We start from the raw sequence: 26,441 nt of genomic DNA on the forward strand, positions 1-26,441 counted from the left end.
CTCACGCAAACGTCCGGAACCGCCGGATCGTCTCCTCCGCGTCGTCAATTGCATCGGGCGTGCCGACCGTCAGCCAATGGCCTTCCATCATCATGCCGAAAAGCCGGCCGCGGCCGATCGCCTTGTCGAAATAGATATTCAGGTTGAAGGGTTCTTCGGGTGCATCGTCCAGCAACGCAGGGTGCATGACGATTGCACCGGCATAGACGACCGGATTGGAGGGATCGTCGCGATAGCGCGTCAATCGACCGTCGGGCCTCAGGCTGAAATCGTTCTTGCCATTATGGCCGGTCGTATCTTCGATGCGCACGCAGAGCAGCGCCATATCCATGCGTTCGGCATCGAAGAATCCGGCTAAGCGCCGTAGATTGCTGGGCCGGTCGGTCGGTTCACCGATCCAGAAAAGATCGGCATTCATGACGAAAACTGGTTCTCGGGCGAGCAGCTTCAGGCCCTTCGCCAGCCCGCCGCCCGAATTCATCAGTGCATTGCGCTCGTCGGAAATCAGAATATCGAGGCCGCGATAGTTTTTCAGGTGATCTTCCATCTGATCGGCAAAATGATGGACATTGATCGCGGCCTGTTCGACCCCGGCTTCGACAAGCGAATCCAGTGCATAGTCGATCATCGGCTTGCCGCCGATCTTCACCAGAGGCTTCGGAATCGTGTCGGTAATCGGGCGCATGCGGGTTCCGAGTCCCGCGGCCAGTACCATGGCTTGTCTGATGGTCATGCTGGTCCGGATTTATGATTCGACTGGCAGTATTCCAGCCCTTGTGCACCATTCGCGCAAGGGGGCAAGCACCTCGTGTTCCAGCGCAACCTTAAGATAGGAAAGCGTGCGCGGCATATGCTGCAGATAGCCGGGCTTGCCATCCCGCTGCAGGAGCCGCACCCAGAGGCCCGCAAGCTTGCAGTTTCGCTGCGCCGACATGATGGCCCATGCCTTCATGAATCCGGCTTCGTCGAAGCCGCCTTGGGCGCGCCGGAGCGAAAGGTAGTCATCCATCAGCTGGCGAAAAAGATCCGGCTCGATCGTGACGCGCGCATCCTGAACGATGGAGGCAAGGTCGTAAGCGGTTGGCCCGATCATCGCATCCTGGAAGTCGATGATGCCGATCTTGCGGATTCCGCTCTCCTGCTCGCGCCAGATGATGTTGGGCGAATGGAAGTCGCGCAACAGCAGGTTCTTTTCGGCCGATTGCAGCTCGTCGATCAGATTGTCCCAGATTGCCAGATACTCGTCTCGCTCCGCATCCGTCGGTCCCGTGCCGCGCTTCCAGGCGATATGCCAGTCGAGTATCAACCGCACTTCCATCTTCATCGCTACGCGATCGAAGTCCGGAATGTGATGCGTATGCGCGGCGGAAACCGGGATATCCTGCGGGATTTTCATCGAGTGGAGATGGGCAAGGCAGGCGACGCTTTCGCGGTAGCGCTCGACGATCGGCCGGCCTTCATCATCCAGGACACCGTCCGTGCCCAGATCCTCGATCAGCAGCATGCCTTGTTCGTAGTCGACCTTTTCGATTTCCGGCGTTGCGAAACCGCGCTCGCGCAACGCCTCGGCGATCGCCACGAAAGGATAGGCGTCCTGCGCAAGATGCGCGACCTTTGGATAGGGCTTGCCCTCATAGATCGGGGGGCCTTCCGGAGGCGGCCGCCAATCCATGAGGATTTTCCGCGTGCCATTACCGAGATGGAAATATTCATAGGCGCGAAGTGAAGCATCGCCCGTCAAGAACCGTCGCTCCACATCGCCGTAGCCAGCGTCAATGAGGAAGCGGCGGATCGCCAGCACACGATGGATTCGGGCCAATACCTTCTCCGGTGCCGTGATTGTCGCACGACGGCCGACGCACTCATGCTCCAGCCGTAACGAGATGCGCGATATCGGCAATTCACCTTCAGCCATCTCCGGCCATTCGACGATGCAGATGCCGTTTTCAAGCGCTTCGTCGAAGCCAAGCTCCGTCAGTTCCGATGCATCGCCAAGCCGATAGAGATCGAAATGCGAAACGGGAATGCGCAGATCATAAGATTGCACCAGCGTGAAAGTGGGGCTCGGAACTTCCAGGCCGTCATCATCAGCCATGGCGCGCAGGAAAGCCCGCGCCAGCGAGGATTTTCCGGCACCGAGATCGCCCGACAGCGCCAGGCAATCACCGGCTTTCAGCGCAAGCGCCAGATCATTGCCAAGGCGAAGGGTTGCCGCATCGTCTTCCAGAAAAAGCGAGATGATGTCGCCTTGCGTCATTCGGCGGCGACGGAATGGGGCAGGTTGATGGAAGGGATGCGGCAGGTCACCGTCGTTCCCTTGCCGGGTTCGCTGTCGATGCTGACCTCGCCATTGTGCAGGCTGACGAAGCTGTCGACGATCGAGAGGCCAAGTCCGGCACCGCCGCGCTTGCCGCTCTTCGCGCCGGTTGCGAAACGGTCGAAGACGGTAGCAACCATATCAGGCGAGATACCGGGGCCACGATCCCTTACGGAGAAGACAAAATCCGTGCCCTCGCGACGGCATTCCAGCGCGATCGACGCACCCTCGGGCGAGAAGTTTGCGGCATTGGCCAGAAGCTTCAGCAGGATTTGCTTCAGTCGCTGCGGATCGGCAACGATCGATCCGAGGTAGGCCGGGGCGGTGATTTCCAGCGATACACCGCTCTCCTGCAGCCGGTCGGCGATCTGCATGGAAACATCGTCGAGAAGGTCGGCGAGATCGATTTCCGCGTAGTTCAGCCGCATGATGCCGGCATCGACGGTCGCGAGATCAAGGATGTCGTTGACGAGCGTCAGGAGCACCGAGGACGAGGTTGCGATATGGTCGATATATTCGGCCTGCCGCTCATTCAGCGGGCCGACACCCGGGGTGCGCAGCAGATCGGTAAAGCCGATGATATTCGTCAGCGGCGAGCGCAGTTCGTAGGAGACATGCTGCACGAAGTCGTTCTTCAGCTCATCCGCCTTACGCAGCGCCTCGTTCTTTTCCGTCAGCGCCCGTTCGGCGCGTACGCTGTCTGTCATATTGACGAAGGTCAGCATGGTCTGAGCGTTCGGCAGAGGGATGACAGCAAAGTCGAGCACGAGGCCGGACAGCAGTTCGAGCGTTCCCTGGCTGGAACGACGCTCGTCGTCGAAGCTGGTGATCAGCTCCGCAAAGGTCTTCCAGCCGTCGGGCTGGTCATAGGAGGGGGCGCAGGCCTCGCCGATGCCGCGAATATGCGTGCCGGGCTTGGCTTCCGTCTCGGTAATACCCCAGAGCGCACGGAAGGCAGGGTTGGAGAGGCGGATCCGGCCGTCAGGCCCGAAGACCGCAACGCCTTCCGAAAGGTGGTCGATCGTCTCGCCCTGTACTTTCACCAGCGTATTGTAGCGCGTTTCGAGATCGACCTGCTCGGTCAGATTCTCGAAGACCCATGTTGCGCCGCCCTGTGGATGCGCGGTCGCAAAGACACGCAGCGTCTGCCCGTTCGGCAGGTGCCAGAGGTCGGATTGTGTATCGAGCGAACGATAGACGGAAAGCGCCGTTTCCTTCCACGATTTCCAGTTCAGCTGGTCCGGCAGTTTCTTGGCTGCACGAAGGCGTTCCAGAAGCTCGCTGTTGTCAGGCTTGCTTTCGAGGAACGAAATATCAAGTTCCCAGAGCGAAACGAAGGCCTGATTGTAGAATTGCAGCCGGCGGTTGCCGTCGAAAATAGCAACAGGAGTCGCCAGATGATCGAGTGTTTCCGCATGGCTCTTAAGCGTCCGCTCGAGTTCGGCGCGAACCGCTTCGACATCGGAAACATCGACGGCAAGGCCGGCCGAGCCATTGGGGACCTTTACGTCGACCACGTCAAAGAATGTGCGGTTGCCGCGAACGACTGTCGAAATTGTGTCATGGAAAGGCGATTCCGGCGTTGCCGTAGCGTGGATGCGCTCGCGGGCGACAGTCGTCAGGATTTCGCGGCCTTCATTGACAGCCTGCTGAGGTGATTGCGCTTCGACAGCGTCGCCATAAGCGTGATTCACCCAGGTCAGACGCCCGGCGGTATCTCGCTGCCAGGCCGGCATGTCGATAGCGTCGAGCATAGTCTGAAAGGCGGAGATCGACGTCATCAGCCGATCGCGTTCGATTTTCAGTTCAGCCAGCTCGGCGCGCAGATTGTTCAGCGCCACGAAGCGCACGAAGGCGCGGCCGCCGGAAACCCGGCCTTGTGCTTCGATTACCTCGTCTCTGATAGTCTCGATCACCATGTCGAAACTTTCGGCCTGTTCACGCAGACGACCGACCGCTCGCTCCAGTTCGGAAGCCGATCGCGCCTTCAGCCAGAGGCCGAAGGCAAGGAACTCATTGTCCTGTGGGGCGCCGGTTTCCGGTGGGAGCTGGCCGAGGAGTTCCGGTCGGGCACCGCCATCCCAGATGACGATGCGCCGGTTCTTGTCGGCAATGAGCGCTTCATATTGAGAGATGCGCTGCTGCGCGTCCGAAAGCGCCGAGCGGATCTCGCGACTTTCATTTTCGAGATTGCCGCGCTGGCGCACCAGCCAGAGCGTCGAAAGCAGGGCAGCCGAAATTACACCGATGACGACGGAAAGGCCGACAACCTGCGAGGAAGTGAAAAGACGTGCCGATGCGCCGATAACAGGCTCCGCCTGCGCCAGAACCGGCCATGCCGGTACGGCGATTGCTGTGCTTGCAGCGCATAGTTTTGCAATGCGTGCCAAAGACCATTGCTTCTGCCTGGCGGTCACAGGGACCGCGGCGAACTTATATTTTTGGCCCGCCTGAAGCGGGCGGTCAGCGGCGTAAGCGCTATCGTCCGCCTGGCAGGGCAGGCTGTGTTTCATTTTCGACATCCGAGGTATGTCTCCGTCCTTTAATGTGCCGCATCACGACAAGACATCCCATTTTCGTGGAAAACGGAGAGGTCCGAAACCACGAATCAAGTCTTAAAACAATACTTCGGAAGGGAATCGACGGAAAGAGAGCGCCCAAAAAATAAGCCCCGGCATTTGTCAATGCCGGGGCCACCACATCTTGTGGATATCGAAGGCGCAATCAGTATCTGTAGTGGTCGGACTTGAACGGACCCTGCGGCTTCACGCCGATATAGGCAGCCTGTTCTTCGCTAAGCTGGGTAAGCTTCACGCCGAGCTTGTCGAGGTGAAGGCGCGCAACTTTCTCGTCGAGGTGCTTCGGCAGGATATAGACTTTGCTTTCGTACTGGCCGGGCTTGGTGAAGAGTTCGATCTGCGCCAGCGTCTGGTTAGTGAACGAGGCCGACATGACGAAAGAAGGATGGCCCGTCGCATTGCCGAGGTTCAAGAGGCGACCTTCGGAAAGAAGGATGATGCGGTTGCCCTTCGGAAACTCGATTAGATCGACCTGCGGCTTGACATTGGTCCACTTCAGGTTACGCAGCGCTGCGACTTCGATTTCGTTGTCGAAGTGGCCGATATTGCCGACGATCGCCATATCCTTCATCTGACGCATGTGGTCGATGCGGATGACGTCCTTGTTGCCGGTGGTGGTGATGAAGATATCGGCCGAGGAAACGACGTCCTCGAGGAGAACGACCTCGTAACCGTCCATCGCGGCCTGCAGGGCGCAGATCGGATCGGCTTCCGTGACCTTGACGCGGGCGCCGGCGCCGGAGAGCGAAGCGGCAGAACCCTTGCCTACATCGCCGTAACCGCAAACGACGGCAACCTTGCCGGCCATCATGACGTCGGTGCCGCGGCGGATCCCGTCGACCAGCGATTCCTTGCAGCCATATTTGTTGTCGAACTTCGACTTGGTGACGGAGTCGTTGACGTTGATCGCCGGGAAAGGCAGAAGGCCCTTCTGGCTGAGCTGATAAAGGCGGTTGACGCCAGTCGTGGTTTCTTCGGTCACGCCCTTGATGGCGTCGCGCTGCTTGGTGAACCAGCCGGGCGTTGCGGCAAGGCGCTTCTTGATCTGGGCAAAGAGGATTTCCTCCTCTTCCGAATGCGGGTTGGATAGAACGTCCTCACCGGCTTCGGCACGAGCGCCGAGCAGGATATACATAGTGGCATCGCCGCCATCGTCGAGGATCATGTTGGAGAAACCGCCATCGCTCCACTGGAAGATCTTGTCTGTGTAGTTCCAGTAGTCGACGAGGGATTCACCCTTGATCGCGAAAACCGGAATGCCGGCGGCGGCGATCGCTGCAGCGGCATGGTCCTGCGTCGAGAAGATGTTGCACGAAGCCCAGCGAACTTCGGCGCCGAGCGCAACCAGCGTCTCGATGAGAACGGCCGTCTGGATCGTCATGTGCAGCGAGCCGGTGATGCGTGCGCCCTTCAGCGGCTTGGATTCACCGAATTCGGCCCGGCAGGACATGAGGCCGGGCATTTCGGTTTCGGCGATGGTGATTTCCTTGCGGCCGAAATCTGCAAGACCGATATCGGCGACAACATAATCTTTCTCAGTGCTCATAGGGTTCTCCAGGCTGAAAACGGCTCAAAAAAACGTCGCAAGGACGCAACGATGACCGCAACGGATCGAACAGGTGCGGGTGCACGTCATGCTCGCCGTTTAGCAGGCTTCGGTCGCGAAGGCAACGGGGATATAAAGAGGTCTTTATATCTTTATATGACGTTGAAGATCAGATTTCTTCGCCGAACTTGTTCTGGATCAGCTGATCGAGGGCATTCAGCGCTTCGGCAGCCTGGTTGCCGCTCGCCGAGACGATGACACTGGAGCCGGGGCTCGCCGCAAGCATCATAAGGCCCATAATAGAGGTGCCCCCAACCGTCATGCCGTCTTTGGAAACGGTGATCGTGGCATCGAACGCATCGACCGTCTGAACGAACTTTGCCGAAGCGCGCGCATGCAGGCCGCGCTTGTTGATAATGAGGATTTCGCGGGAGAGCGGTGTCATGGAGGCTTCTTACTTTCCGCTTAGAACCCGGCTCGCAACATTGATGTATTTACGACCTGCCTCGGAAGCTTCAGCAAGCGCCTTTTCCATATTGTTCTCGCCGCGCACGCCGGCGAGCTTGATCAGCATCGGCAGGTTGACGCCGGCGATGACTTCGGTATGGCCGCTGCTCATCACTGAGATGGCAAGATTGGAAGGCGTGCCGCCGAACATATCGGTAAGAATGACGACGCCATGACCGTCGTCTGCGCCGGAAACGGCCTCAAGAATATCCTGTCGTCTCTGATCCATATCGTCTTCCGGTCCGATGCAGACCGTTTCTATGAATTTCTGAGGACCGACGACGTGCTCTACGGCATGACGAAACTCTTCAGCCAGCTTGCCATGAGTGACAAGCACAAGTCCGATCATGATATTACTGCTCCCATGGCATACGCAAATCGTGGCCCCAATATCGCAACGCAGCAATTACGTCCACCAGTGGGGGCACATCTTGGCGATCAAAAGCCGAAGTGCAAGATAAAAATACAAATATGTAGGCCGTATCGGGGCCTGCGGAAGACTTCAGCTTCCGATTTCCGGCGCTTTCGCCATCAATACCGCAAGGGGTAGTTGAAGATTGGGCAGCAACCGCAGTACGGGCAGTTCGAAACCCGCGGCAAGAACAACCGTTTCTCGCTCGGGAGGGATCCGGTTTTCTCCGGTCGCGCTGGCCGGCAGAACTGCAAAATGCATCGTCGCCTGGGTAATATGATCCTGCTCTACGATGCCGGTGCCGCGCAATTCGATGAGCCCGGCAATGGCGGGCGGACAGGCAGCCGTGATTGCTCCATCTTGCTTTGAAAGAAGCACCTGATCATCAGCCACGAGAACAGAGAAAACACCCTGCCGCCGCGCCTCCACTATGCAGGTAAAGGCGGTCATCGACTTGCCCCAGCCTGACGGGCCGGTGAACAGCAGGCCGGTCTTTCCGATGACGATTGCGGTGGCGTGGATATTGATCATGCTGCGGCATCTGCCGGAAGGGCAAGGATGAAGCGGGCGCCAAGCAATTTGCCATTCTCGTCGTCGACGATGTTCTCGGCTCGCAGAGAACCGCCATGCGCCTCGGCGATCTGCCGGCTGATGGAAAGTCCGAGACCTGAATTTTGGCCGAAGCCTTCTGATTCCGGCCTATCGGTATAAAAGCGTTCGAAGATGCGGTCGATATTCTCCGCCTGGATGCCCGGACCGTTGTCTTCGATGTAGACGACGCAGCGCGAGCGAGTGCGGACAAGTCGGACCGTGATCTTGCCGTTATGCTCAGGCACGAAGGAACGCGCGTTTTCAATCAGGTTGGTGATGATCTGGCCGATCCGCAGGTCATGGCCATTGACGACGAAACGCGTCTTCACATTCGGTTTGCGGTCGATGACATATTCGATCTCGACCTGCTTCTTGGTACTGCGAATCTGGCGTGACACATCGATCAAATCGCGCAGCAGTACTTCCAGATCGACGGAGCCGGCATCGACGCGTGCGAGCTCCGCATCGAGACGGGATGCGTCTGAGATATCGCTGATCAGGCGGTCAAGGCGGCGTACATCGTGCTGAATGACATCCATCAGCCGCTTCTTGGAATCGTCGGATTTGGCAAGCGGTAGCGTTTCGACGGCGCTGCGCAGCGAGGTCAGTGGGTTCTTCAATTCATGACTCACATCGGCCGCAAAGCTTTCGATCGCATCGATCCGGTCATAAAGGGCTGTCGTCATCTCACGCAGAGCGATGGAAAGGTTGCCGATTTCATCCTGGCGCACGGAGAAATCAGGAATTTCTTCACGCTCCTTGGCGCCGCGGCGCACGCGGATCGCGGCGGCCGAAAGCCGCCGCAGCGGATTGGCGATGGTCGAGGAAAGAACCAGCGACAAGAGCACGTTGACGAGCGTTGCGACACCAAAGACACGCATGATGGCAAGGCGCTCGGCATGCACGATATTGTCGATATCGCCGGCCTGCGTCGAAAGCAGCAATACGCCGAGCACGGCGCGGAAGCGCTGGACCGGCACGGCAACCGAGACGATAAGTTCGCCTTTTTCCGTCGTGCGCACGACCGCGCCGCGTACACCCGTCAGTGCATTCATCACTTCGGGATAGATGGAGCCATCGCCGCCCGGTGCCTCCTTGTAGACGGGAAGATTGCCCGGCTGCAGCGCCTTGTTGAAGAGCGCTGTGAACCATTCGCTCCAGGTCTGCTTTTCTTCTTCCACCGGCGGCAGATCGAAACGAAGAACCTGTCCGCGCGAATAGAGATGGCGGGAATCGAGCAGCAGATTGGCGTCGGCATCGAAGATGCGGGCTCGGGTGCGGGTCGGCGAGATCAGCCGGCGAAGAACCGGTGCTACCTTTTCCGGGTCGATCGGAAATTCGAGATCCTCGTCGTTCGGTACCGGCGTAATGCTCTGGCCTGCCTGCAGTTCGAGCAGCTTCTGCGGATCGATGGTAATCGAATTCGTATCGACGGAGGCTGAGGCCGAAACCGCGCCGGCGATGATCTCGCCCTGCGTCAGCAGGCTCTCGACGCGCGCGTCGATCAGGCCTTCACGGAACTGGTTGAGGTAGAGAATGCCACCGACTAGGACGAGCAAGGCCGCAAGGTTGAAGAAGACAATGCGGCGCGTGAGGCTCGAAAAGACGGCGTTGCCGAAAATTCGGCGGATCAGGGTGAAGGGATGCGACCAACGCCGGCCTCTGACGCGGCGGGTGCTCACGCCCTCCGCATCGTCTAAATCCCTTTCCTGCACCAACTGTGCCAATGACGGCCCTTTCGGAGGGCGGGGCCGTTTGATTGGCCCGTCGCCCTCAATCGTCTCTTGCCGCGCCTCTTGGCGTCAGGCTGCTTCGCGGAAGCGGTAACCCACACCGTAAAGCGTTTCAATCATATCAAAGTCAGTATCGACCATCTTGAACTTCTTGCGCAGCCGCTTGATGTGGCTGTCGATGGTGCGGTCATCAACATACACCTGTTCGTCATAAGCGGCATCCATCAGGGCATCGCGGCTTTTCACCACACCCGGGCGCTGGGCCAGCGAATGCAGGATCAGGAATTCCGTGACGGTGAGGGTGACGGCCTCACCCTTCCAGGTGCAGGTGTGGCGTTCCTGGTCCATGACCAGCTGGCCGCGCTCGAGCGAACGGGCCTGCTGAACCGCACCCGCCTTTGGCGTGCCGACAGCGGCAACGCCGCCGGTTGCGGCTGCCTCACGGCTCGAAGCGCGGCGCAAAACGGCGCGAACACGCTCGACCAGAAGACGCTGCGAGAAAGGCTTGGTGATGAAATCGTCTGCGCCCATCTTCAGGCCGAAGAGTTCGTCGATCTCTTCATCCTTGGAGGTGAGAAAGATGACGGGCATGTCCGATTTCTGGCGGAGGCGGCGCAGCAGCTCCATGCCGTCCATGCGTGGCATCTTGATATCGAAAATCGCCAGCTGCGGCGGGCGAGCGAGTAGACCATCCAGCGCAGAAGCGCCGTCCGTGTAGGTCTCGACCTTATATCCTTCGGCTTCCAGTGCAATCGACACGGAAGTGAGGATGTTGCGGTCGTCATCAACGAGCGCGATTGTCGGCATGGTGTTGGTCTCCGTCATCAGTGCGCAATCTCCCGGATTGGTCGTCCCCAGGCGGTCTTCGTGACCGGTTGCGCTTATGGAGGATAAAGGTGGAACAAATTGTGGCAAAGATAAAGGGGTAGATTGCCGGTTCTGGTGGTTCACAATCGCAAGTGGTGCGACAAGTTGTTTCAACAGAAGGTCTTCAAACGATTTAAAACAAGCTTAGGGAATTTAAATCGATTAATTATTTGATATCATTGTATTTTTTGGGATTAATGCTATTGCCATTTAAAATTTCTCCTTTACTTTCAGGCAGATTTTAATGGCCAAGGCGCCTCAGCGAAGGGAAAAGCTATGGAGACGTTCGGAGTTCATAACCAGGCAATCGAGCTGGCGACGATCGGTTTCAGCGACGTACGGAGCGTACGTTACAACCTCTCCGCCGCTCTTCTCTATGAGGAAGCGATTCGCCGGGGAGAGGCCGAACTGACAGCCCAGGGCGCCCTCCGTGCCACCACCGGCCAGCACACAGGCCGCTCGCCACGTGACAAGTTCGTCGTCCGCGATGAAAACACCGATGGCCAGATCTGGTGGGACAACAACAAGCCGATGTCGCCGGAGCATTTCGCCCTGCTGCATAAGGACATGCTGGCCCACGCGGCCGGCAAGGACCTCTTCGTACAGGATCTCGTCGGCGGCGCCGATGCAGGCCACGCGCTGCCGACTCGCGTTGTGACCGAATTCGCCTGGCATTCGCTCTTCATCCGCAACCTGCTGATCCGTCCGAAGGCCGATACGCTTGCAAGCTTCGCACCGAAGCTGACGATCATCGACCTTCCGAGCTTCAAGGCCGATCCGGATCGTTATGGCTGCCGCACCGAAACGGTGATCGCCTGCGATCTGACGAACGGCATCGTTCTGATTGCTGGCACCTCCTATGCCGGCGAGATGAAGAAATCGGTCTTCACTGTGCTGAACTATCTGCTGCCGGAAAAGGGCGTGATGCCAATGCACTGCTCCGCCAATGTCGGCCCGGCAGGCGACGCCGCCGTCTTCTTCGGTCTCTCGGGCACCGGCAAGACGACGCTTTCGGCAGATCCGGCCCGCACATTGATCGGCGATGACGAGCATGGCTGGGGCGAAAACGGCATCTTCAATTTCGAAGGCGGCTGCTATGCCAAGACCATTCGCCTCTCGGCAGAGGCGGAGCCGGAGATCTACGCAACGACCCAACGCTTCGGCACCATGCTTGAAAACGTCGTTCTCAACGAAAACCGCGAGCCGGATTTCGACGACGCGTCGCTGACCGAAAACACGCGCTGTGCCTACCCGATGGATTTTATTCCGAATGCATCGGAAACCGGCCTTGCGCCTCATCCGAAGACGATCATCATGCTGACGGCTGATGCCTTCGGTGTCATGCCGCCGATCGCCAAGCTGACGCCCGAACAGGCCATGTACCACTTCCTATCCGGCTACACCGCCAAGGTGGCAGGCACGGAAAAAGGTGTCACGGAGCCGGAAGCAACCTTCTCGACCTGCTTCGGCGCCCCCTTCATGCCGCGTCATCCCGCCGAATACGGCAATCTGCTGAAGGAGCTCATCGGCCGACACGGCGTCGAGTGCTGGCTAGTCAACACTGGCTGGACCGGTGGTGCTTACGGCATCGGCAAGCGCATGCCGATCAAGGCAACGCGCGCACTTCTGACGGCCGCCCTTTCGGGCGAACTCGCCAAGGTCGAGCTTCGCACCGATCCGAATTTCGGCTTCGCCGTTCCGGTCGCAGTCGAAGGCGTTGATACCGGCATCCTCGATCCGCGTTCGACTTGGGCCGATAAGCAGGCTTATGACGCGCAGGCCGAAAAGCTGGTCTCCATGTTCATCGCCAACTTCGCCAAGTTCGAAAACCATGTCGACGGCGGCGTGCGCGATGCAGCGCCCGGCATCAAGGTTGCAGCCGAGTAACTCGGTACTGGAACCAGTCGATTCACGTGAAACCCGATCGCTCCAGCGCCGGGTTTCACCCGCTTTCAATTCGCAGTCATTATGCGCTAGAAGGCGGTATGGCCAGCGACGCGCTCTACATCGATGACAGGATCACCATCGCCGGATGGGAGCTGACGGAGCAGTTCGTTCTGGCGGGCGGTCCGGGCGGTCAGAACGTCAACAAGGTGTCGACCGCCGTTCAGCTCTTCTTCAACATCCCGAACTCGCCCTCGCTCAACGAGCGGGTCAAGGCCAATGCGATCAAGCTCGCCGGCAGGCGCATGTCGAAGGACGGTGTGCTGATGATCGAGGCAAGCCGCTTCCGCAGCCAGGACCGCAACCGCGAGGATGCGCGCGAGCGGCTGAAGGAACTGATCCTGGAGGCCGCCAAGCCGCCACCGCCGCCGCGTAAGAAAACAAAGCCGACCAAAGGCTCGATTGAACGGCGCCTAAAGGAAAAATCCGGCCGCTCGGAAGTCAAGAAGATGCGCGGCCGGCCGGGCGGCGGAGAATGACATGCCGGAACTCCTGAGCGGCGTCCGCCACCTTCCAGGATACCTGGATCGTGCCCGTCAGGAGGCGCTGGTCGGCATCATCAGGACTATCGTCGCAGAAGCGCCACTTTACGTGTCGGTCATGCCCGGCACCGGCAAGCCGATGTCGGTCCGGATGACCAATTGCGGTTCGCTTGGTTGGGTGACGGATAAGGAACGCGGCTACCGCTACCAGTCGATGCATCCGGCGACCGGCAGGCCATGGCCGCCCATCCCTGCGGAATTGCTGCAAATCTGGAGCGATGTTTCGGCCTATGATAAGCCGCCCGAAGCTTGCCTCGTCAATTTCTATTCGGATGCGGCGCGCATGGGCCTGCACCAGGATAAGGACGAGAACGACCTGAAAGCGCCTGTCGTCTCGATTTCGCTCGGCAACGCCTGCCTGTTTCGCGTGGGCGGTCTGAACCGCAACGACAAGACCATATCTTTCAAGCTATCGAGCGGAGATCTCGTCATTCTCGGTGGGGAGGGACGCCTCTGCTTCCACGGCGTCGACCGCATCTACCCGGCCACCTCGACGCTTCTGAAGAATGGCGGCCGCATCAATCTGACGCTCCGCCGCGTCAATCCCTGACCCACGTTCTTCAGAGTTTGCGCAGCGCTACCTGCTCGATCAGGTGATCCTTGCCCTTGCGCAGGATGAGATCGGCGCGCGGCCGTGTAGGCAGGATATTCTGGCGCAGGTTCTTGAGATTGATATTCGCCCAGAGGTCTTCGGCAATCGCAACGGCTTTTTCCTCGCTGATTGACGCATAACGGTGGAAGTAGGAATCCGGATCCCGGAAGGCGGTTTCCCTGAGGCGCATGAAGCGCGTCACGTACCAGTTATGGATTTGTGTTTCTTCAGCGTCGATATAGATCGAAAAGTCGAAGAAGTCGGACACCATCGGCACGATCTTGCCGTCTGCCGGCAGGTCACGCGATTGCAGGACGTTGATGCCCTCGAAGATCAGGATGTCGGGCCGGTCGACGATCTTGTACTCGTCCGGCAGCACGTCATAAACGAGGTGCGAATAAGAGGGCGCCTTCACATCCGGCAGGCCGGCCTTGATCGCCGACAGGAAACGCAGGATTGCGCCGGTGTCGTAACTTTCCGGGAAACCCTTGCGCTGCATCAGGTTCTCGCGCTTCAGCACCGTGTTCGGATGGAGAAAACCGTCCGTAGTGACGAGATCGACCTTAGGACTGGACGGCCAGCGGCCAAGCAGCTCTTTTAGAATACGCGCCGTCGTGGATTTACCGACAGCCACCGATCCCGCAATACCGATCACGAACGGCGTCTTGGTTACATTCGACAGGCTGAGGAACCGATTGCGCTGCTTGAACAGCAACTGCGAAGATTCAACATGCGCCGAAAGCAGACGAGAGAGCGACAGGTAGATGCGCCTAACTTCATCGAGGTCGATTGGATCGCCCATGGAGCGCAACCGTTTGACCTCGTCTCCCGTCAGCGTCAGCGGCGTATCGGCTCGAAACTTTGCCCACTGATCCGAGCTGAAGAAATGGTAGGGAGAATAAGAAGCGGTCTGGAAGTCATCCACCTTTTCCGCCACTCCGATAATCTGTGTCGCGATGCTCATGAACTCTGCCGACTGGCCTTTTCCTTGAGGCCGGATTGTGCGGTCCGCCGCGCAAGTTCGGTCATGACATTCTCTACCGGTATTTCAGCAATCTTCAATACGACCAATAGGTGATAGAGGACGTCGGCTGCTTCATAGGTGAGGTTATCGCGATCGTTTGTGACGGCGGCCATGACAGCTTCGATCGCTTCCTCGCCGAGTTTCTTGGCTGCTTTCTGCTGTCCGCCCGCCACCAGCTTGGCGGTCCAGGATTCGTCCGGGGAGGCCTTAGCACGCTCTTCGACGATCCGTTCGAGGTCGGAAAGGGAAAATCCGCTCATGATACTGCTTTCAAACTCAGTCGAGGCGCATCGCAATGCCGCGCTCTGACATATAGTGTTTTGCTTCGCCGACGGAATAGGTGCCGAAATGGAAGATTGACGCGGCAAGCACCGCATTGGCATGACCTTCCTTCACACCAGCCACGAGATCGTCGAGGTCGCCCACACCGCCCGACGCAATGACCGGCACGCGGACGGAATCGGCAATCGCCCGTGTCAGCTCCAGATCATAGCCGATCTTCGTGCCGTCGCGGTCCATGGAGGTGACGAGCAACTCGCCGGCGCCCCGGGCGACCATCTTCTGGGCGAATTCCACCGCATCGATGCCGGTGGCGTTGCGGCCGCCATGCGTATAGATCTCCCAGGCGCTGAGATTGTCTCCGCCGACCTGCTGCGTGAGGCGCCGCTTGGCATCGATCGACACGACGATGCACTGGTCACCGAACTTGTCAGCCGCTTCGGCTACAAAATCCGGATTGTTGACGGCAGCCGAATTGATCGAGACCTTGTCGGCACCGCAAAGCAGGAGCTTGCGGATGTCGGCGATGGTGCGAACGCCGCCGCCGACTGTGAGCGGCATGAAGCACTGCTCTGCCGCGCGCGCCACGACATCGAAGATCGTCTCGCGATTGTCCGAGGACGCGGTGATGTCGAGGAAGCAGAGCTCATCGGCACCGGCCGCATCATAGGCCTTGGCCGCTTCGACGGGATCGCCAGCATCGACCAGATTGAGGAAATTGACGCCCTTGACGACACGGCCGTCCTTGACGTCGAGACAGGGGATAATGCGGGCTTTCAGGCTCATTATGCAGTCTCCTTCGCCCGGGCGGCCTTGATGAGATCGAGCGCCTCCTTGGGATCGATCCGGCCGTCGTAAAGGGCGCGGCCGGAAATGGCGCCTTCGAGCTTGCGGGCATCCGGCTGCAGCATGCGCTTGATGTCGTCGATCGAGGCAAGTCCTCCTGATGCGATGACAGGAATAGAGACGGCGTCCGCCAGCTCCAGCGTCGATGTCCAGTTGATGCCGGTCAGGATGCCGTCGCGGTCGATATCCGTATAGATGATTGCGGCGACGCCGGCGCCTTCGAATTTCTTTGCGAGTTCGATGATGCCGAGCTCGGAAGCCTCCGCCCAGCCTTCTACGGCCACCTTGCCGCCCTTGGCGTCGATGCCGACGGCAACGCGGCCCGGAAATGTCTTGCAGGCTTCGATAACAAGTGCCGGATCACGCACGGCAATCGTGCCGAGGATCACGCGGCGCAGTCCGCGCGACAGCCAGTTCTCGATATGATCGAGCGCACGGATGCCGCCGCCGAGCTGAACAGGGTTTTTCGTGGCCTTCAGGATCGCTTCAACCGCATCGCCATTGGCCGAATGTCCCGCAAAGGCGCCGTCGAGATCGACCACGTGCAGCCATTCGAAACCCTGCTCCTCGAAAGATTTCGCCTGGGCAGCCGGATCGGTATTGTAGACCGTTGCCTGTTGCATGTCGCCGAGCTTCAGGCGAACGCATTGTCCGCCCTTCAGGTCGATCGCGGGAAAAAGGATCATTCGTCTCAAGTCCGTAGCGTCGTTGGCACCATCAGTGCATTCCACGCATCTACGATATCCGAGCGAAAAAAGACAGCGGCAATGGTGAGCGTTGCAAAAAGCACGATTAGCAGCAAGGTTATGGTGAAACCCACCCGCACCTGACGCCAGAAGCCGGCACGCTTCTTCACCGACTTTTCGATATCGCGCACCTGGCGCAATGCCTCGCTGTTGGTTGCGACGAGCTGAATCTGGGGCTCCATGGCTTCGACATAGGTTTCGGCATAGCTCGACAGGATCTGCGAGGCGCGGTCGCGCAGCGTGTTGCGCAGATCGGCCGAGAGGTAGTTGCTCGTCACCGCCGCGATTTCCGCCTCGTTTGGTGAGCGGCCTGCATTACGCTTGCGATGGCTGACGACGAAGTCGCGCTTCTGGCGCTCGTAAAGCGCATAGGCAAGCAGACCGATCAGATCGTCTTCGCCTTCGATGTAGAATTCCAGCACCGCTTCGGCGAGATCGCCGGCGCTTATTTCACCCGATCGCAGCCGTGAATTCTCGTTCCCTGGGAAGGTCTCCTGCATCAGCCGCCGAGCCTCTCTTTAAGAGCCTTGGCGGCTTTCGCGAGTGCTTTGCGATGCAGGGCCTCATCGACCTGGCGGATGATCACCCCGCCGGGCAGTCGGATATCGACGAACGGCGGCTGGCCCTCTCTGGCCGGCCGCAGCCTGTAGAATACCTTGCCTGATTTCCGCGAAGCCGGCATTGAGCACGCTCCTGTATCCACCTCTTCACTTATAGGGGAAATAAGGCGCGCGTATTAAAAGACAGCCCTTACGGCGCCCAGCGCAGGAAATTCGCGATCAGCGCCAGTCCGAGCTTCTGGCTCTTTTCCGGATGGAACTGCGAACCAGCCATATTGTCCCGACCTACGAAGGCCGTCATTGGCCCGCCATAGTCGGTGGTGGCAATGACGTCTCCGGCATTTTGGGCAGCCAGATGGTAGGAATGCACGAAATAGGCGTGCAGGCCATCAGGTCCGATCGGGATGCTCTCGAAAAGCGGGTGCTCATATTTCAGGTCGAGCGTGTTCCAGCCAATCTGCGGGATTTTCAGCTCGGGATCCGCGGGCGTCATCTCGACGACGTCACCCGGAATCCATCCGAAACCTTGGGTCACCGTCTTTTCGAGACCGCGCGAGGACATGAGCTGCATGCCGACGCAAATGCCGAGGAAGGGTCGCGCCTTCTTCTCCACACCCTCAAGCAAAGCTTCTGTCATGCCGGGCACGGCATCGAGCCCGCGGCGGCAATCGGCAAAGGCGCCGACGCCGGGAAGCACGATCCGATCGGCCGCGGCAACGATCTCCGCCTTGTCGGTCAAATTGATCTCCGCCTCGATGCCGGCTTCGCGGGCCGCGCGTTCGAAAGCCTTGGTGGCCGAGCGCAAATTGCCAGAGCCGTAGTCGATAATCGCGACGCGCATTATTTGCGCCCTCCGTCAAAACCGAAGAGACCGAGCGAAGTGGAATGACCCGGCCGCGTCTGCGGACTGGAAGCCTGGTTCCATTCGGGCACCTTCAAATCGGCGCCGGTCTCGATGTTGGAAAAATAGATCTCTTCCGCAAGATCGATCGAGGAAGCGCCGATCGCGGCCTCCTCGCGCCAGCCGCGGGAGGCGAGACCGCGGATGCGGAAATTCTGTCCTTCTAACCCGACGAGCAGGTTGACGCCAAACGCGAGAGCCATACCCGCCGGCCCGAAGCCTGGTTCTTCTGCCAGCACGCCGCCGATCGCCTGCAGCGCGAACGCGATGATCGCATGAAGCCAGAGGCGATGCGCAAGCAGCCAGATCCAGGGAAAGAGGAAAGCAAGCCACGAGAAACCGTCACGGATCGTGCGCGTGTCCTCGCGCTGACCATCAGGCGGAACAAGAAAAACGTAGCTGGATGCCATCTGACGCTCCCTGATGGGGCTCAGGCGAGCGTGCCCTTGGTCGAGGGAACACGGCCCGTCTGCCGCGGATCGATCTCTGTCGCCGTGCGCAGAACGCGAGCGACGGCCTTGAAGCACGTCTCTGCAATATGGTGGTTGTTGGCACCATAGTGATTGAGAATATGCAGGGTGATCCCGGCGTTCTGGGCAAGCGCCTGAAAGAATTCACGCACCAGTTCGGTATCGAAAGTGCCGATCTTCGGCGCGCTGAAGGAAACGCTCCAAACGAGGAAGGGGCGGCCGGAGAGATCGACGGCAGCCTTCGTCATCGTCTCGTCCATAGCGAGATCGATCGATGCATAGCGGGTGATGCCGCGGCGGTCGCCGAGCGCCTTGGCGATCGCCTGGCCGATGGCGATGCCGGTATCCTCGACCGTGTGATGGTCGTCGATATGAAGATCACCCTTGGACTCGATTTGCATATCGATCAGCGAATGTCGCGAAAGCTGATCCAGCATATGGTCGAAGAAGCCGACGCCCGTCGAAATCGTCGATTTGCCGGTGCCGTCGAGATTGACGGAAACGGAAATGGAGGTTTCGTTGGTCTTGCGGGAAACACTGCCCGTTCGGCTTGCGGCGGTCTCGGCCATATGGCTTTCTCCTTGAAATCAAGGTGGTTCCTTATCAGGCGGATTGCGAAATATCCAGAAGCCGGAGGGCAGAAAAGGCACGCCATTTGCAATCTCCGCAGGCCCTCTTACATAGGGTTCAACGGGCCGATGTTCGGCCCGCTGGAACCGCCCATGAGTTGGGGCAACAGGTGTTCGATGACGACAATTATTACAGTTCGAAAAGGCGGCAAGGTCGTGGTGGCTGGCGATGGCCAAGTCAGCCTTGGTCAGACCGTCATGAAGGGTAATGCGCGCAAGGTCCGCCGCATCGGTAAGGGTGAGGTGATCGCCGGGTTTGCCGGCGCTACCGCTGATGCCTTCACCCTTCTGGAAAGGCTCGAAAAGAAGCTGGAGCAGTATCCGGGCCAGCTGATGCGCGCCGCCGTCGAGCTCGCTAAGGACTGGCGTACTGACCGCTACCTTCGCAATCTCGAAGCCATGATGCTTGTCGCCGACAAGTCGGTGACGCTTGCCATCACCGGCAATGGCGATGTGCTGGAACCCGAGCATGGCGTCGCGGCCATTGGTTCCGGCGGTAATTTTGCACTTGCCGCGGCTCTTGCTCTCGCCGACACGGACAAATCAGCCGAAGAGATTGCCCGCCGGGCGCTGGATATCGCAGCCGACATCTGCGTCTATACGAACCACAATGTCATCGTGGAAACGCTGGATGCGGAATGACGGACTATGTCTTCCGTCCCGTCACGGTGGCTGATCTGCCGCTCCTGGCCGAATGGCTTGAGGAGCCTCATGTCCGCCGCTGGTGGAGCGAGCCGGAAGAGGCACTGGCCTCAATCGAGGAGCATCTGCGCGATCCAACGGTCGAACCCTATATCGTGACGCTTGAGGGCAGGGATTTTGCCTTCATTCAGGTGGCGGATCTCGATGATGAAGACGATGCTGCACTGGACGGTCAGCCGGACGGCACCTGTGGCATCGATCAGTTTATCGGCGTCGAAGCGCTTCTAGGAAAGGGTCACGGCCCGGCTTTCATGGCGCACTTTTGCCAGACGCTTTTCAACAGAGGCAAGAACCGCGTTCTGGTCGATCCGCATCCGGACAATGTCTTCGCAATCAGAGCCTATACCAAGGCAGGCTTTCAAAGACTTGGCGAAACTACTACGAATTACGGCCGGGCGCTTCTGATGGCCCTGGACCGCCAGGAGAATAACAGACAATGACCACTTTTTCCCCCCGCGAGATCGTTTCCGAACTCGACCGCTACATTATTGGCCAGCACGAGGCCAAGCGTGCCGTGGCGATCGCGCTCCGCAATCGCTGGCGTCGCCAACAGCTCGATCCGAGCCTGCGCGATGAAGTCATGCCGAAGAACATCCTGATGATAGGTCCGACCGGCGTCGGCAAGACGGAAATCTCTCGCCGCCTCGCCAAGCTCGCCGGCGCGCCTTTCATCAAGGTTGAGGCCACCAAATTCACCGAAGTCGGTTATGTCGGCCGCGATGTCGAGCAGATCATCCGAGATCTCGTCGAGGTTGGCATCGGCCTGGTGCGTGAAAAGAAGCGCAGCGAAGTTCAGGCCAAGGCGCATATGAGCGCTGAAGAACGTGTTCTTGATGCGTTGGTCGGTGCGACAGCCTCGCCTGCGACGCGCGAGAGTTTCCGCAAGAAGCTGCGCAACGGCGAACTCGACGATAAGGAAATCGATATCGAAGTGGCCGATACCGGCTCGGGCATTGGCGGATTCGACATCCCCGGCATGCCAGGCGCCAATATCGGCGTGCTGAACCTGTCGGAAATGTTTGGCAAGGCGATGGGTGGACGCACCAAGAAGGTCCGTACCACAGTGAAGGCCTCTTACACGGACCTCATCCGTGATGAGTCCGACAAGCTGATCGACAACGAGGTCATCCAGCGCGAAGCCGTTCGCTCGGTCGAGAACGACGGCATCGTCTTTCTCGACGAAATCGACAAGATCGCCGCTCGCGATGGCGGTGTTGGTGCCGGCGTTTCCCGCGAAGGCGTCCAACGCGACCTGCTGCCGCTGGTGGAAGGCACGACGGTTTCAACGAAGTACGGCCCGGTAAAGACGGATCACATCCTCTTCATTGCCTCGGGCGCCTTCCATGTTTCTAAGCCGTCGGACCTGCTGCCCGAATTGCAGGGCCGCTTGCCGATCCGCGTCGAGCTTCGTCCGCTGAACAAGGAAGACTTCCGCCGCATTCTGACGGAAACCGAGGCAAGCCTCATCCGCCAGTACAAGGCGCTGATGGAAACGGAAAGCTTGACACTCGATTTCACCGATGACGCGATCGATGCTCTCGCCGATGTCGCCGTCCATCTGAACTCGTCTGTCGAAAATATCGGCGCACGCCGTCTGCAGACGGTCATGGAACGGGTGCTGGACGATATTTCGTACAACGCACCGGATCGCGCTGGCAGTGACGTGAAGATCGATGCCGCTTACGTGCGCGAGCATGTCGGCGATCTCGCCCAGAATACCGACCTGTCGCGCTTCATCCTGTGATCGGGAAACATCGGTTCCTGTCTTTGCGCAGATAACGCAGAAACTTTGACGATCTGAACTCTCGACAGCGGGCCTTTTACTTTTTAGTGAAAGGCCCGCTTTGTTTTTTGTACGGCTTTATTCGGACAAGATTCTGGTCCAGTCAGCCGCGACACGAAGACGACAGGGAAAGACGGGAAAGCCAATTGTGCGACGCCTTTTGACAAGCCTTGTGATTGCCATGACCATTGCGGGCTCGGTTCCTGCGCTTGCGGCGCAGGCTGTTCCGCCCGGAAACCGTCATGCCGAGCAGCCGGATATTCCAGGCGCTTCGGTCCGCCGCACCAAGGGCACGAAGACGACCTTTGATGTCAAATATGAGAAGGTCTACGACCTCCTGTCGACCGACCACGAGCTCCTGGGCAAGATCAAGAAGGTTTCGAACGCCTACGGCATCAATCCTATTCATGTGATCGGCGCGATCGTCGGCGAACATACTTATAATGTCGATGCCTATGACCGCCTTCAGGCCTATTATGTGAAGGCTGCTTCCTATGCCGGCCAGAGCTTCCGTTTCGCCTATGATGGCGAGAGCGTCGACGATTTCGTCGACCGGCCGCAATTTGCCGCCTGCAACGGCAAGAGCGATTCCTACACGCTCTGGAGCTGCCGTGAGGATGTCTGGGAAAGTGATTTCCGTGGCAAAACGGTTGGTGGAAAGAGCTTTCCGAACAACCGCTTCAGCGCTGTCTTTTTCCAGCCCTTCTATGCAGGCCAGACCTTCGGCCTTGGCCAGGTCAACCCGCTGACGGCGTTGATGCTATCCGATCTCGTATCGCGCGTTTCCGGTTATCCGAAGCTGAACGAGAAGAATGCCGGCTCGGTCTACAAGGCAATCATGGATCCGGACATCTCGCTCGCTTTCGTCGCCGCCTCGATCCGCAGATCGATTGACGACTATAAGGAGATCGCCGGCATGGATATCTCCGGCAATCCGGGCGTGACAGCCACTCTTTATAATGTCGGCAATTCCCGCCAGCGCGCCGCAGCTCTTGCCGCCAGGAACCGTTCCTCCGGCACGACGGTCTGGCCGGAAGAGAATTATTACGGCTGGCTGATCAACGACAAACTGGACGAGCTGAAGGGCCTGCTCTAACCTTCAAGCCTGCCGGGAAGACGATATCTCCCGTGAAAGGCTATGCTCATGGACATGCGTCCAGACCCCTTCGTTCCGCCGGCACCGCTGCCGCGCACCGTGCCGCCGTCTCGGCTCGAGATCATCAGGATCATTTTCCGCAATCCGCTCGAGCTCTGGGGTGAGCCTTCCTATACGCTGCCGTGGATCCACACCAATTTCTTCGGCCAGAGAACGCTGATCGTCAACGATCCTGGGCTGATCAAGCACGTGTTGGTCGACAATGCCAATAACTACCGCATGTCCGACGTCCGCCAGCTGGTACTGCGACCGATCCTGCGTGACGGTCTTCTGACCGCAGAAGGTTCGGTTTGGAAACGCTCGCGCAAGGCCGTTGCCCCCGTCTTCACGCCCCGGCATGCCAAGGGCTTCGCCAGCCAGATGCTGCGCCAGTCGGAAGACTACGCCCGCAAATATGCCGATGTCGGCGAGGCCGGCACGATTTTCGATATCAGCACCGACATGACGGAACTGACCTTCGCCATCCTCGCAGACACGTTATTTTCCGGTGAGATCGTCACATCGAGCGGCCACTTCGCCGATGATGTTAACGAGCTGCTGCATCGCATGGGCCGCGTCGATCCGATGGATCTGCTGCGTGCGCCGTCCTGGGTTCCACGTGTAACACGCATCGGCGGCCAGAAGGTCCTGGAGAAATTTCGCGCCATTGTGCGCAACACCATGGATGTGCGGCTTGCCAAGATGAAAGCCGACCGCAGCACGGCACCGAACGATTTCCTGACCCTGCTGCTGGAGCAGGCCGGTCCCGATGGCCTGACGAAGGAGGAGATCGAGGACAATATCCTGACCTTCATTGGTGCGGGCCATGAGACCACAGCCCGCGCGCTCGCCTGGACGCTCTACTGCGTATCGAACAGCCCGCATATCCGCGAGGCGATGGAAGAGGAGATCGACCGGATCCTCGCGTCAGGCGCGGAACCGGTCGAATGGCCGGATCTGATGCCTCAGACCCGCGCCGCCTTCGAAGAGGCACTCCGCCTTTATCCGCCAGCCCCTTCGATCAATCGCGCTGCCATCGCAGATGATTCCTGGACCAGTCTCAAGGGCGAGCGTGTCGAAATCGAAGCTGGCGTTACCGTGCTCGTCATGCCCTGGACGCTGCATCGCCATGAGCTCCATTGGGATCGGCCGCGCGCCTATATGCCGGAGCGATTTCTGCCGGAAAACCGTGCTTCCATTGGCCGTTTCCAGTTCTTGCCCTTCGGCGCCGGTCCGCGCGTCTGCATCGGCGCCACCTTTGCGCTTCAGGAGGCGGTTATCGCACTGGCCGTCCTGATGCAGGACTATCGTTTCGATTCGACCGATCAGACGAATCCCTGGCCGGTGCAGAAGCTGACGACGCAGCCGCAAAACGGCCTTCCTATGCGCGTGACCCGCCGGACTATTTCCAAACCTGCATAAATCTTTCGAATTGTTGCTGAATTGACTGTGAATGAAAGCCGGGCAAAGTGGCAGCATGAAAAAGCTGCTACAGCAAGGGAGACACCGCATGAGCCGCATTGAAAAGAATGGTCTCTTCATCGAACCCGTCCTTCATGATTTCCTCGTGAAGGAGACATTGCCGGGCCTCGCAATCGATGCGGACAAGTTCTTCGCCGATTTCGCGGCGATCGTACATGATCTGGCGCCGAAGAACCGCGCGCTGCTTTTGAAGCGCGACCAGCTGCAGGCAAAGATCGACGACTGGTATCGCCGGAACGGCGCACCGACGGATATGGACGCCTATCAGTCCTTCTTGAAGGAGATCGGCTATCTTTTGCCCGAGGGGCCGGATTTTCAGGTTTCGACTGCCAATGTCGACGCCGAGATCGCCTCTATCGCCGGCCCGCAGCTCGTCGTTCCCGTCATGAATGCCCGCTACGCGCTGAACGCTGCCAACGCTCGCTGGGGTTCGCTCTATGACGCGCTCTATGGCACCGATGCCATCCCGGAAACGGACGGCGCGGAAAAGGGCAAGGGCTACAATCCGAAGCGCGGCGAGAAAGTCATCGCCTGGGTCCGCAATTTTCTCGATTCTGCTGTTCCCCTCGAGGGTGGCTCCTGGAAAAATGTCGGTTCCTTCGCCGTCAGGAATGCCGCTCTTACGGTTGCTGCCGTCGATGGCAAAGCACTGGCGCTGAAAGATGCTGGGCATTTCGCCGGCTATCGCGGCGATGCGAACGCGCCGACCCATATTCTCCTGAAGAATAACGGCATCCATATCGAAATCGTGCTCGATGCCTCGACCCCGATCGGCAAGACCGATCCGGCCCATATTTCCGACGTCTGGTTGGAATCTGCCATCACCACGATCATGGACTGTGAGGATTCCGTTGCAGCCGTCGATGCCGAGGACAAGGTCGCCGTCTACCGCAATTGGCTCGGCCTCATGAAGGGCGACCTGCAGGAGGAAGTGACGAAGGGCAGCTCCACTTTCACCCGCAGGCTCAATCCCGACATCGCTTATACAGCGCCGGGCGGTGAGACCTTCGAACTGCACCGCCGCTCTCTGATGCTGGTGCGCAATGTCGGGCACCTCATGACCAATCCGGCGATCGTCGATCGCGATGGCAACGAGGTGCCGGAAGGCATCATGGATGCCATGATCACCGGCCTTATCGCGCTTTACGATGTCGGCCCCTCCGGCCGCGGCAAGAATTCGCGCGCCGGCTCCATGTATGTGGTTAAGCCGAAGATGCATGGGCCGGAAGAGGTCGCCTTCGCCGTCGAGATCTTCTCACGCGTCGAAGATGCCCTCGGCATGACACGCAACACCATTAAGATGGGCATCATGGACGAGGAGCGCCGCACGACGGTCAATCTCAAGGAATGCATCCGCGCTGCCCGCGAACGAGTCGTTTTCATCAACACGGGCTTCCTCGATCGCACAGGCGATGAAATCCACACTTCTATGGAAGCGGGCCCGATGATCCGCAAAGGCGACATGAAGCAGGCCGCCTGGATCGGTGCCTACGAAAACTGGAACGTCGATATCGGTCTCCAATGCGGCCTCTCCGGCCACGCGCAGATCGGCAAGGGCATGTGGGCCATGCCGGATCTTATGGCCGCGATGCTGGAGCAGAAGATCGCCCATCCGAAGGCCGGGGCTAACACCGCATGGGTGCCGTCGCCGACGGCGGCCACTCTGCATGCCACACACTATCACCAGATCGATGTCGCCAAGGTGCAGGAAGGGCTGATGGATCGCACCCGCGCCAAGCTATCCGATATCCTCTCGGTGCCGGTCGTTGTACGTCCGAACTGGACGCCGGAAGAAATCCAGCGTGAACTCGACAACAATGCTCAGGGCATTCTGGGTTATGTCGTGCGTTGGGTCGACCAGGGCATTGGTTGCTCCAAGGTGCCTGACATCAATAATGTCGGCCTCATGGAAGACCGTGCGACGCTGCGGATTTCCGCCCAGCACATGGCGAACTGGCTGCACCACAAGATCGTCACTAAGGAGCAGATCGTCGAAACCATGAAGCGCATGGCCGCCGTCGTCGACCGGCAGAATGCCGGCGATTCGGCCTACATACAGATGGCCGGACATTTCGATGATTCGATCGCCTTCCAGGCGGCACTCGATCTGGTCCTGAAGGGCAGGGAGCAGCCGAATGGCTACACCGAGCCTGTCCTGCATCGCCGTCGAATCGAGCTCAAGGCAAAGCAGACCGCCTGAGCCTGAACTTGCCAGATACAAAAAGGCCGCCGAATCCAAAATCCGGCGGCCTTT

The 26,441-nt window shown here is 59.1% G+C and carries 27 protein-coding genes; 9 read left to right on the forward strand and 18 right to left on the reverse strand.

Annotated elements, in window-relative coordinates; translation table 11 throughout:
- Window position 1: 1 nt before the first annotated feature.
- From FHT92_RS21670 to FHT92_RS21710, 9 genes are all read right to left on the reverse strand, one after another.
- On the reverse strand, window positions 2–733 hold the full coding sequence (locus FHT92_RS21670; RefSeq protein ID WP_183829157.1) for a nucleotidyltransferase family protein: 732 nt from the start codon (window positions 731–733) through the stop codon (window positions 2–4).
- 12 nt (window positions 734–745) lie between these two features.
- On the reverse strand, window positions 746–2,257 hold the full coding sequence (gene tsaE, locus FHT92_RS21675) for a tRNA (adenosine(37)-N6)-threonylcarbamoyltransferase complex ATPase subunit type 1 TsaE (protein WP_183829160.1): 1,512 nt from the start codon (window positions 2,255–2,257) through the stop codon (window positions 746–748).
- Window positions 2,254–4,839, reverse strand: a complete 2,586-nt coding sequence (locus FHT92_RS21680; protein ID WP_183829163.1) for a sensor histidine kinase — start codon at window positions 4,837–4,839, stop codon at window positions 2,254–2,256. The genes tsaE and FHT92_RS21680 overlap by 4 nt, the downstream gene beginning before the upstream one ends.
- A gap of 202 nt (window positions 4,840–5,041) precedes the next feature.
- Window positions 5,042–6,442 (reverse strand): adenosylhomocysteinase, encoded by a 1,401-nt coding sequence (ahcY, locus tag FHT92_RS21685; RefSeq protein ID WP_183749691.1) that lies wholly within the window; start codon window positions 6,440–6,442, stop codon window positions 5,042–5,044.
- 169 nt (window positions 6,443–6,611) lie between these two features.
- The gene (locus tag FHT92_RS21690; protein WP_183749690.1) at window positions 6,612–6,887 is read right to left on the reverse strand and encodes an HPr family phosphocarrier protein; all 276 of its coding nucleotides are present in this window, start codon (window positions 6,885–6,887) and stop codon (window positions 6,612–6,614) included.
- A gap of 9 nt (window positions 6,888–6,896) precedes the next feature.
- A complete protein-coding gene (locus FHT92_RS21695) occupies window positions 6,897–7,298 on the reverse strand; it encodes a PTS sugar transporter subunit IIA (protein WP_007813746.1) in 402 nt (133 codons plus the stop codon).
- Between the two features lie 153 nt (window positions 7,299–7,451).
- Window positions 7,452–7,892: an HPr kinase/phosphorylase gene (locus FHT92_RS21700; protein WP_183829166.1), complete on the reverse strand. Its 441-nt coding sequence runs from the start codon at window positions 7,890–7,892 to the stop codon at window positions 7,452–7,454.
- Complete coding sequence (locus FHT92_RS21705; RefSeq protein WP_183749688.1) at window positions 7,889–9,679, reverse strand: sensor histidine kinase; 1,791 nt, start codon at window positions 9,677–9,679, stop codon at window positions 7,889–7,891. The genes FHT92_RS21700 and FHT92_RS21705 overlap by 4 nt, the downstream gene beginning before the upstream one ends.
- A gap of 75 nt (window positions 9,680–9,754) precedes the next feature.
- Window positions 9,755–10,492: a response regulator transcription factor gene (locus FHT92_RS21710; RefSeq protein ID WP_210278563.1), complete on the reverse strand. Its 738-nt coding sequence runs from the start codon at window positions 10,490–10,492 to the stop codon at window positions 9,755–9,757.
- A gap of 336 nt (window positions 10,493–10,828) precedes the next feature.
- On the opposite strand from FHT92_RS21710, the gene FHT92_RS21715 reads away from it, so the two are divergent.
- The 3 genes from FHT92_RS21715 (at window position 10,829) to FHT92_RS21725 (ending at window position 13,588) form a co-directional block, all read left to right on the forward strand.
- Entirely contained in the window at window positions 10,829–12,439 is a 1,611-nt protein-coding gene (locus FHT92_RS21715; RefSeq protein WP_183829169.1) for a phosphoenolpyruvate carboxykinase, read from the forward strand.
- A gap of 98 nt (window positions 12,440–12,537) precedes the next feature.
- A complete protein-coding gene (gene arfB, locus FHT92_RS21720; RefSeq protein WP_183749685.1) occupies window positions 12,538–12,975 on the forward strand; it encodes an alternative ribosome rescue aminoacyl-tRNA hydrolase ArfB in 438 nt (145 codons plus the stop codon).
- 1 nt (window position 12,976) lies between these two features.
- Window positions 12,977–13,588 carry an alpha-ketoglutarate-dependent dioxygenase AlkB gene (locus tag FHT92_RS21725; protein ID WP_183829172.1) on the forward strand — a complete coding sequence of 204 codons (612 nt, stop codon included), beginning with the start codon at window positions 12,977–12,979 and terminating at the stop codon, window positions 13,586–13,588.
- Window positions 13,589–13,598: 10 nt separating this feature from the next.
- Here the strand turns inward: FHT92_RS21725 and coaA are convergent, their stop codons facing one another.
- From coaA to hisB, 9 genes are all read right to left on the reverse strand, one after another.
- Entirely contained in the window at window positions 13,599–14,594 is a 996-nt protein-coding gene (gene coaA / locus FHT92_RS21730) for a type I pantothenate kinase (RefSeq protein ID WP_183829174.1), read from the reverse strand.
- Entirely contained in the window at window positions 14,591–14,914 is a 324-nt protein-coding gene (locus FHT92_RS21735; RefSeq protein ID WP_183734621.1) for a phosphoribosyl-ATP diphosphatase, read from the reverse strand. Before FHT92_RS21735 ends, coaA begins: the two co-directional genes overlap by 4 nt.
- A gap of 16 nt (window positions 14,915–14,930) precedes the next feature.
- Window positions 14,931–15,719, reverse strand: a complete 789-nt coding sequence (hisF, locus tag FHT92_RS21740) for an imidazole glycerol phosphate synthase subunit HisF (protein WP_183829177.1) — start codon at window positions 15,717–15,719, stop codon at window positions 14,931–14,933.
- Complete coding sequence (hisA, locus tag FHT92_RS21745) at window positions 15,719–16,465, reverse strand: 1-(5-phosphoribosyl)-5-[(5-phosphoribosylamino)methylideneamino]imidazole-4-carboxamide isomerase (protein ID WP_183749681.1); 747 nt, start codon at window positions 16,463–16,465, stop codon at window positions 15,719–15,721. The genes hisF and hisA overlap by 1 nt, the downstream gene beginning before the upstream one ends.
- A 5-nt stretch (window positions 16,466–16,470) precedes the next feature.
- Window positions 16,471–17,025 (reverse strand): hypothetical protein, encoded by a 555-nt coding sequence (locus FHT92_RS21750; protein ID WP_409527162.1) that lies wholly within the window; start codon window positions 17,023–17,025, stop codon window positions 16,471–16,473.
- Window positions 17,025–17,207, reverse strand: a complete 183-nt coding sequence (locus FHT92_RS21755; RefSeq protein ID WP_183749680.1) for a hypothetical protein — start codon at window positions 17,205–17,207, stop codon at window positions 17,025–17,027. The genes FHT92_RS21750 and FHT92_RS21755 overlap by 1 nt, the downstream gene beginning before the upstream one ends.
- A 68-nt stretch (window positions 17,208–17,275) precedes the next feature.
- Window positions 17,276–17,926 (reverse strand): imidazole glycerol phosphate synthase subunit HisH, encoded by a 651-nt coding sequence (gene hisH, locus FHT92_RS21760; protein WP_183829180.1) that lies wholly within the window; start codon window positions 17,924–17,926, stop codon window positions 17,276–17,278.
- Window positions 17,926–18,396, reverse strand: a complete 471-nt coding sequence (locus FHT92_RS21765; RefSeq protein ID WP_183749678.1) for a DUF2628 domain-containing protein — start codon at window positions 18,394–18,396, stop codon at window positions 17,926–17,928. The genes hisH and FHT92_RS21765 overlap by 1 nt, the downstream gene beginning before the upstream one ends.
- 20 nt (window positions 18,397–18,416) lie before the next feature.
- Entirely contained in the window at window positions 18,417–19,025 is a 609-nt protein-coding gene (hisB, locus tag FHT92_RS21770) for an imidazoleglycerol-phosphate dehydratase HisB (RefSeq protein ID WP_183829182.1), read from the reverse strand.
- Between the two features lie 177 nt (window positions 19,026–19,202).
- On the opposite strand from hisB, the gene hslV reads away from it, so the two are divergent.
- The 6 genes from hslV (at window position 19,203) to FHT92_RS21800 (ending at window position 26,387) form a co-directional block, all read left to right on the forward strand.
- Window positions 19,203–19,727, forward strand: coding sequence for an ATP-dependent protease subunit HslV (gene hslV, locus FHT92_RS21775; protein WP_183734629.1), 525 nt, complete (start codon window positions 19,203–19,205; stop codon window positions 19,725–19,727).
- The gene (locus FHT92_RS21780) at window positions 19,724–20,227 is read left to right on the forward strand and encodes a GNAT family N-acetyltransferase (protein WP_183749675.1); all 504 of its coding nucleotides are present in this window, start codon (window positions 19,724–19,726) and stop codon (window positions 20,225–20,227) included. The genes hslV and FHT92_RS21780 overlap by 4 nt, the downstream gene beginning before the upstream one ends.
- Window positions 20,224–21,531, forward strand: coding sequence for an ATP-dependent protease ATPase subunit HslU (gene hslU, locus FHT92_RS21785; protein WP_183749674.1), 1,308 nt, complete (start codon window positions 20,224–20,226; stop codon window positions 21,529–21,531). Before FHT92_RS21780 ends, hslU begins: the two co-directional genes overlap by 4 nt.
- 187 nt (window positions 21,532–21,718) lie before the next feature.
- A complete protein-coding gene (locus tag FHT92_RS21790) occupies window positions 21,719–22,666 on the forward strand; it encodes a DUF1402 family protein (protein WP_183749673.1) in 948 nt (315 codons plus the stop codon).
- A gap of 48 nt (window positions 22,667–22,714) precedes the next feature.
- The gene (locus tag FHT92_RS21795) at window positions 22,715–24,127 is read left to right on the forward strand and encodes a cytochrome P450 (protein WP_183829185.1); all 1,413 of its coding nucleotides are present in this window, start codon (window positions 22,715–22,717) and stop codon (window positions 24,125–24,127) included.
- Between the two features lie 88 nt (window positions 24,128–24,215).
- Window positions 24,216–26,387, forward strand: coding sequence for a malate synthase G (locus FHT92_RS21800; protein ID WP_183829188.1), 2,172 nt, complete (start codon window positions 24,216–24,218; stop codon window positions 26,385–26,387).
- Window positions 26,388–26,441: the final 54 nt, after the last annotated feature.

It is taken from the genome of Rhizobium sp. BK377 (assembly GCF_014193935.1).
Lineage (GTDB): Bacteria > Pseudomonadota > Alphaproteobacteria > Rhizobiales > Rhizobiaceae > Rhizobium.

What these genes read in the sequence shown, in the direction of transcription:
- FHT92_RS21670 (WP_183829157.1), bottom strand. Translation starts at nt 733, where the DNA reads ATGACCATCAGACAAGCCATGGTACTGGCCGCGGGACTCGGAACCCGC.
- tsaE (WP_183829160.1), bottom strand. Translation starts at nt 2,257, where the DNA reads ATGACGCAAGGCGACATCATCTCGCTTTTTCTGGAAGACGATGCGGCA.
- FHT92_RS21680 (WP_183829163.1), bottom strand. Translation starts at nt 4,839, where the DNA reads ATGTCGAAAATGAAACACAGCCTGCCCTGCCAGGCGGACGATAGCGCT.
- ahcY (WP_183749691.1), bottom strand. Translation starts at nt 6,442, where the DNA reads ATGAGCACTGAGAAAGATTATGTTGTCGCCGATATCGGTCTTGCAGAT.
- FHT92_RS21690 (WP_183749690.1), bottom strand. Translation starts at nt 6,887, where the DNA reads ATGACACCGCTCTCCCGCGAAATCCTCATTATCAACAAGCGCGGCCTG.
- FHT92_RS21695 (WP_007813746.1), bottom strand. Translation starts at nt 7,298, where the DNA reads ATGATCGGACTTGTGCTTGTCACTCATGGCAAGCTGGCTGAAGAGTTT.
- FHT92_RS21700 (WP_183829166.1), bottom strand. Translation starts at nt 7,892, where the DNA reads ATGATCAATATCCACGCCACCGCAATCGTCATCGGAAAGACCGGCCTG.
- FHT92_RS21710 (WP_210278563.1), bottom strand. Translation starts at nt 10,492, where the DNA reads ATGCCGACAATCGCGCTCGTTGATGACGACCGCAACATCCTCACTTCC.
- FHT92_RS21715 (WP_183829169.1), top strand. Translation starts at nt 10,829, where the DNA reads ATGGAGACGTTCGGAGTTCATAACCAGGCAATCGAGCTGGCGACGATC.
- arfB (WP_183749685.1), top strand. Translation starts at nt 12,538, where the DNA reads ATGGCCAGCGACGCGCTCTACATCGATGACAGGATCACCATCGCCGGA.
- FHT92_RS21725 (WP_183829172.1), top strand. Translation starts at nt 12,977, where the DNA reads ATGCCGGAACTCCTGAGCGGCGTCCGCCACCTTCCAGGATACCTGGAT.
- coaA (WP_183829174.1), bottom strand. Translation starts at nt 14,594, where the DNA reads ATGAGCATCGCGACACAGATTATCGGAGTGGCGGAAAAGGTGGATGAC.
- FHT92_RS21735 (WP_183734621.1), bottom strand. Translation starts at nt 14,914, where the DNA reads ATGAGCGGATTTTCCCTTTCCGACCTCGAACGGATCGTCGAAGAGCGT.
- hisF (WP_183829177.1), bottom strand. Translation starts at nt 15,719, where the DNA reads ATGAGCCTGAAAGCCCGCATTATCCCCTGTCTCGACGTCAAGGACGGC.
- hisA (WP_183749681.1), bottom strand. Translation starts at nt 16,465, where the DNA reads ATGATCCTTTTTCCCGCGATCGACCTGAAGGGCGGACAATGCGTTCGC.
- FHT92_RS21750 (WP_409527162.1), bottom strand. Translation starts at nt 17,025, where the DNA reads ATGCAGGAGACCTTCCCAGGGAACGAGAATTCACGGCTGCGATCGGGT.
- FHT92_RS21755 (WP_183749680.1), bottom strand. Translation starts at nt 17,207, where the DNA reads ATGCCGGCTTCGCGGAAATCAGGCAAGGTATTCTACAGGCTGCGGCCG.
- hisH (WP_183829180.1), bottom strand. Translation starts at nt 17,926, where the DNA reads ATGCGCGTCGCGATTATCGACTACGGCTCTGGCAATTTGCGCTCGGCC.
- FHT92_RS21765 (WP_183749678.1), bottom strand. Translation starts at nt 18,396, where the DNA reads ATGGCATCCAGCTACGTTTTTCTTGTTCCGCCTGATGGTCAGCGCGAG.
- hisB (WP_183829182.1), bottom strand. Translation starts at nt 19,025, where the DNA reads ATGGCCGAGACCGCCGCAAGCCGAACGGGCAGTGTTTCCCGCAAGACC.
- hslV (WP_183734629.1), top strand. Translation starts at nt 19,203, where the DNA reads ATGACGACAATTATTACAGTTCGAAAAGGCGGCAAGGTCGTGGTGGCT.
- FHT92_RS21780 (WP_183749675.1), top strand. Translation starts at nt 19,724, where the DNA reads ATGACGGACTATGTCTTCCGTCCCGTCACGGTGGCTGATCTGCCGCTC.
- hslU (WP_183749674.1), top strand. Translation starts at nt 20,224, where the DNA reads ATGACCACTTTTTCCCCCCGCGAGATCGTTTCCGAACTCGACCGCTAC.
- FHT92_RS21795 (WP_183829185.1), top strand. Translation starts at nt 22,715, where the DNA reads ATGGACATGCGTCCAGACCCCTTCGTTCCGCCGGCACCGCTGCCGCGC.
- FHT92_RS21800 (WP_183829188.1), top strand. Translation starts at nt 24,216, where the DNA reads ATGAGCCGCATTGAAAAGAATGGTCTCTTCATCGAACCCGTCCTTCAT.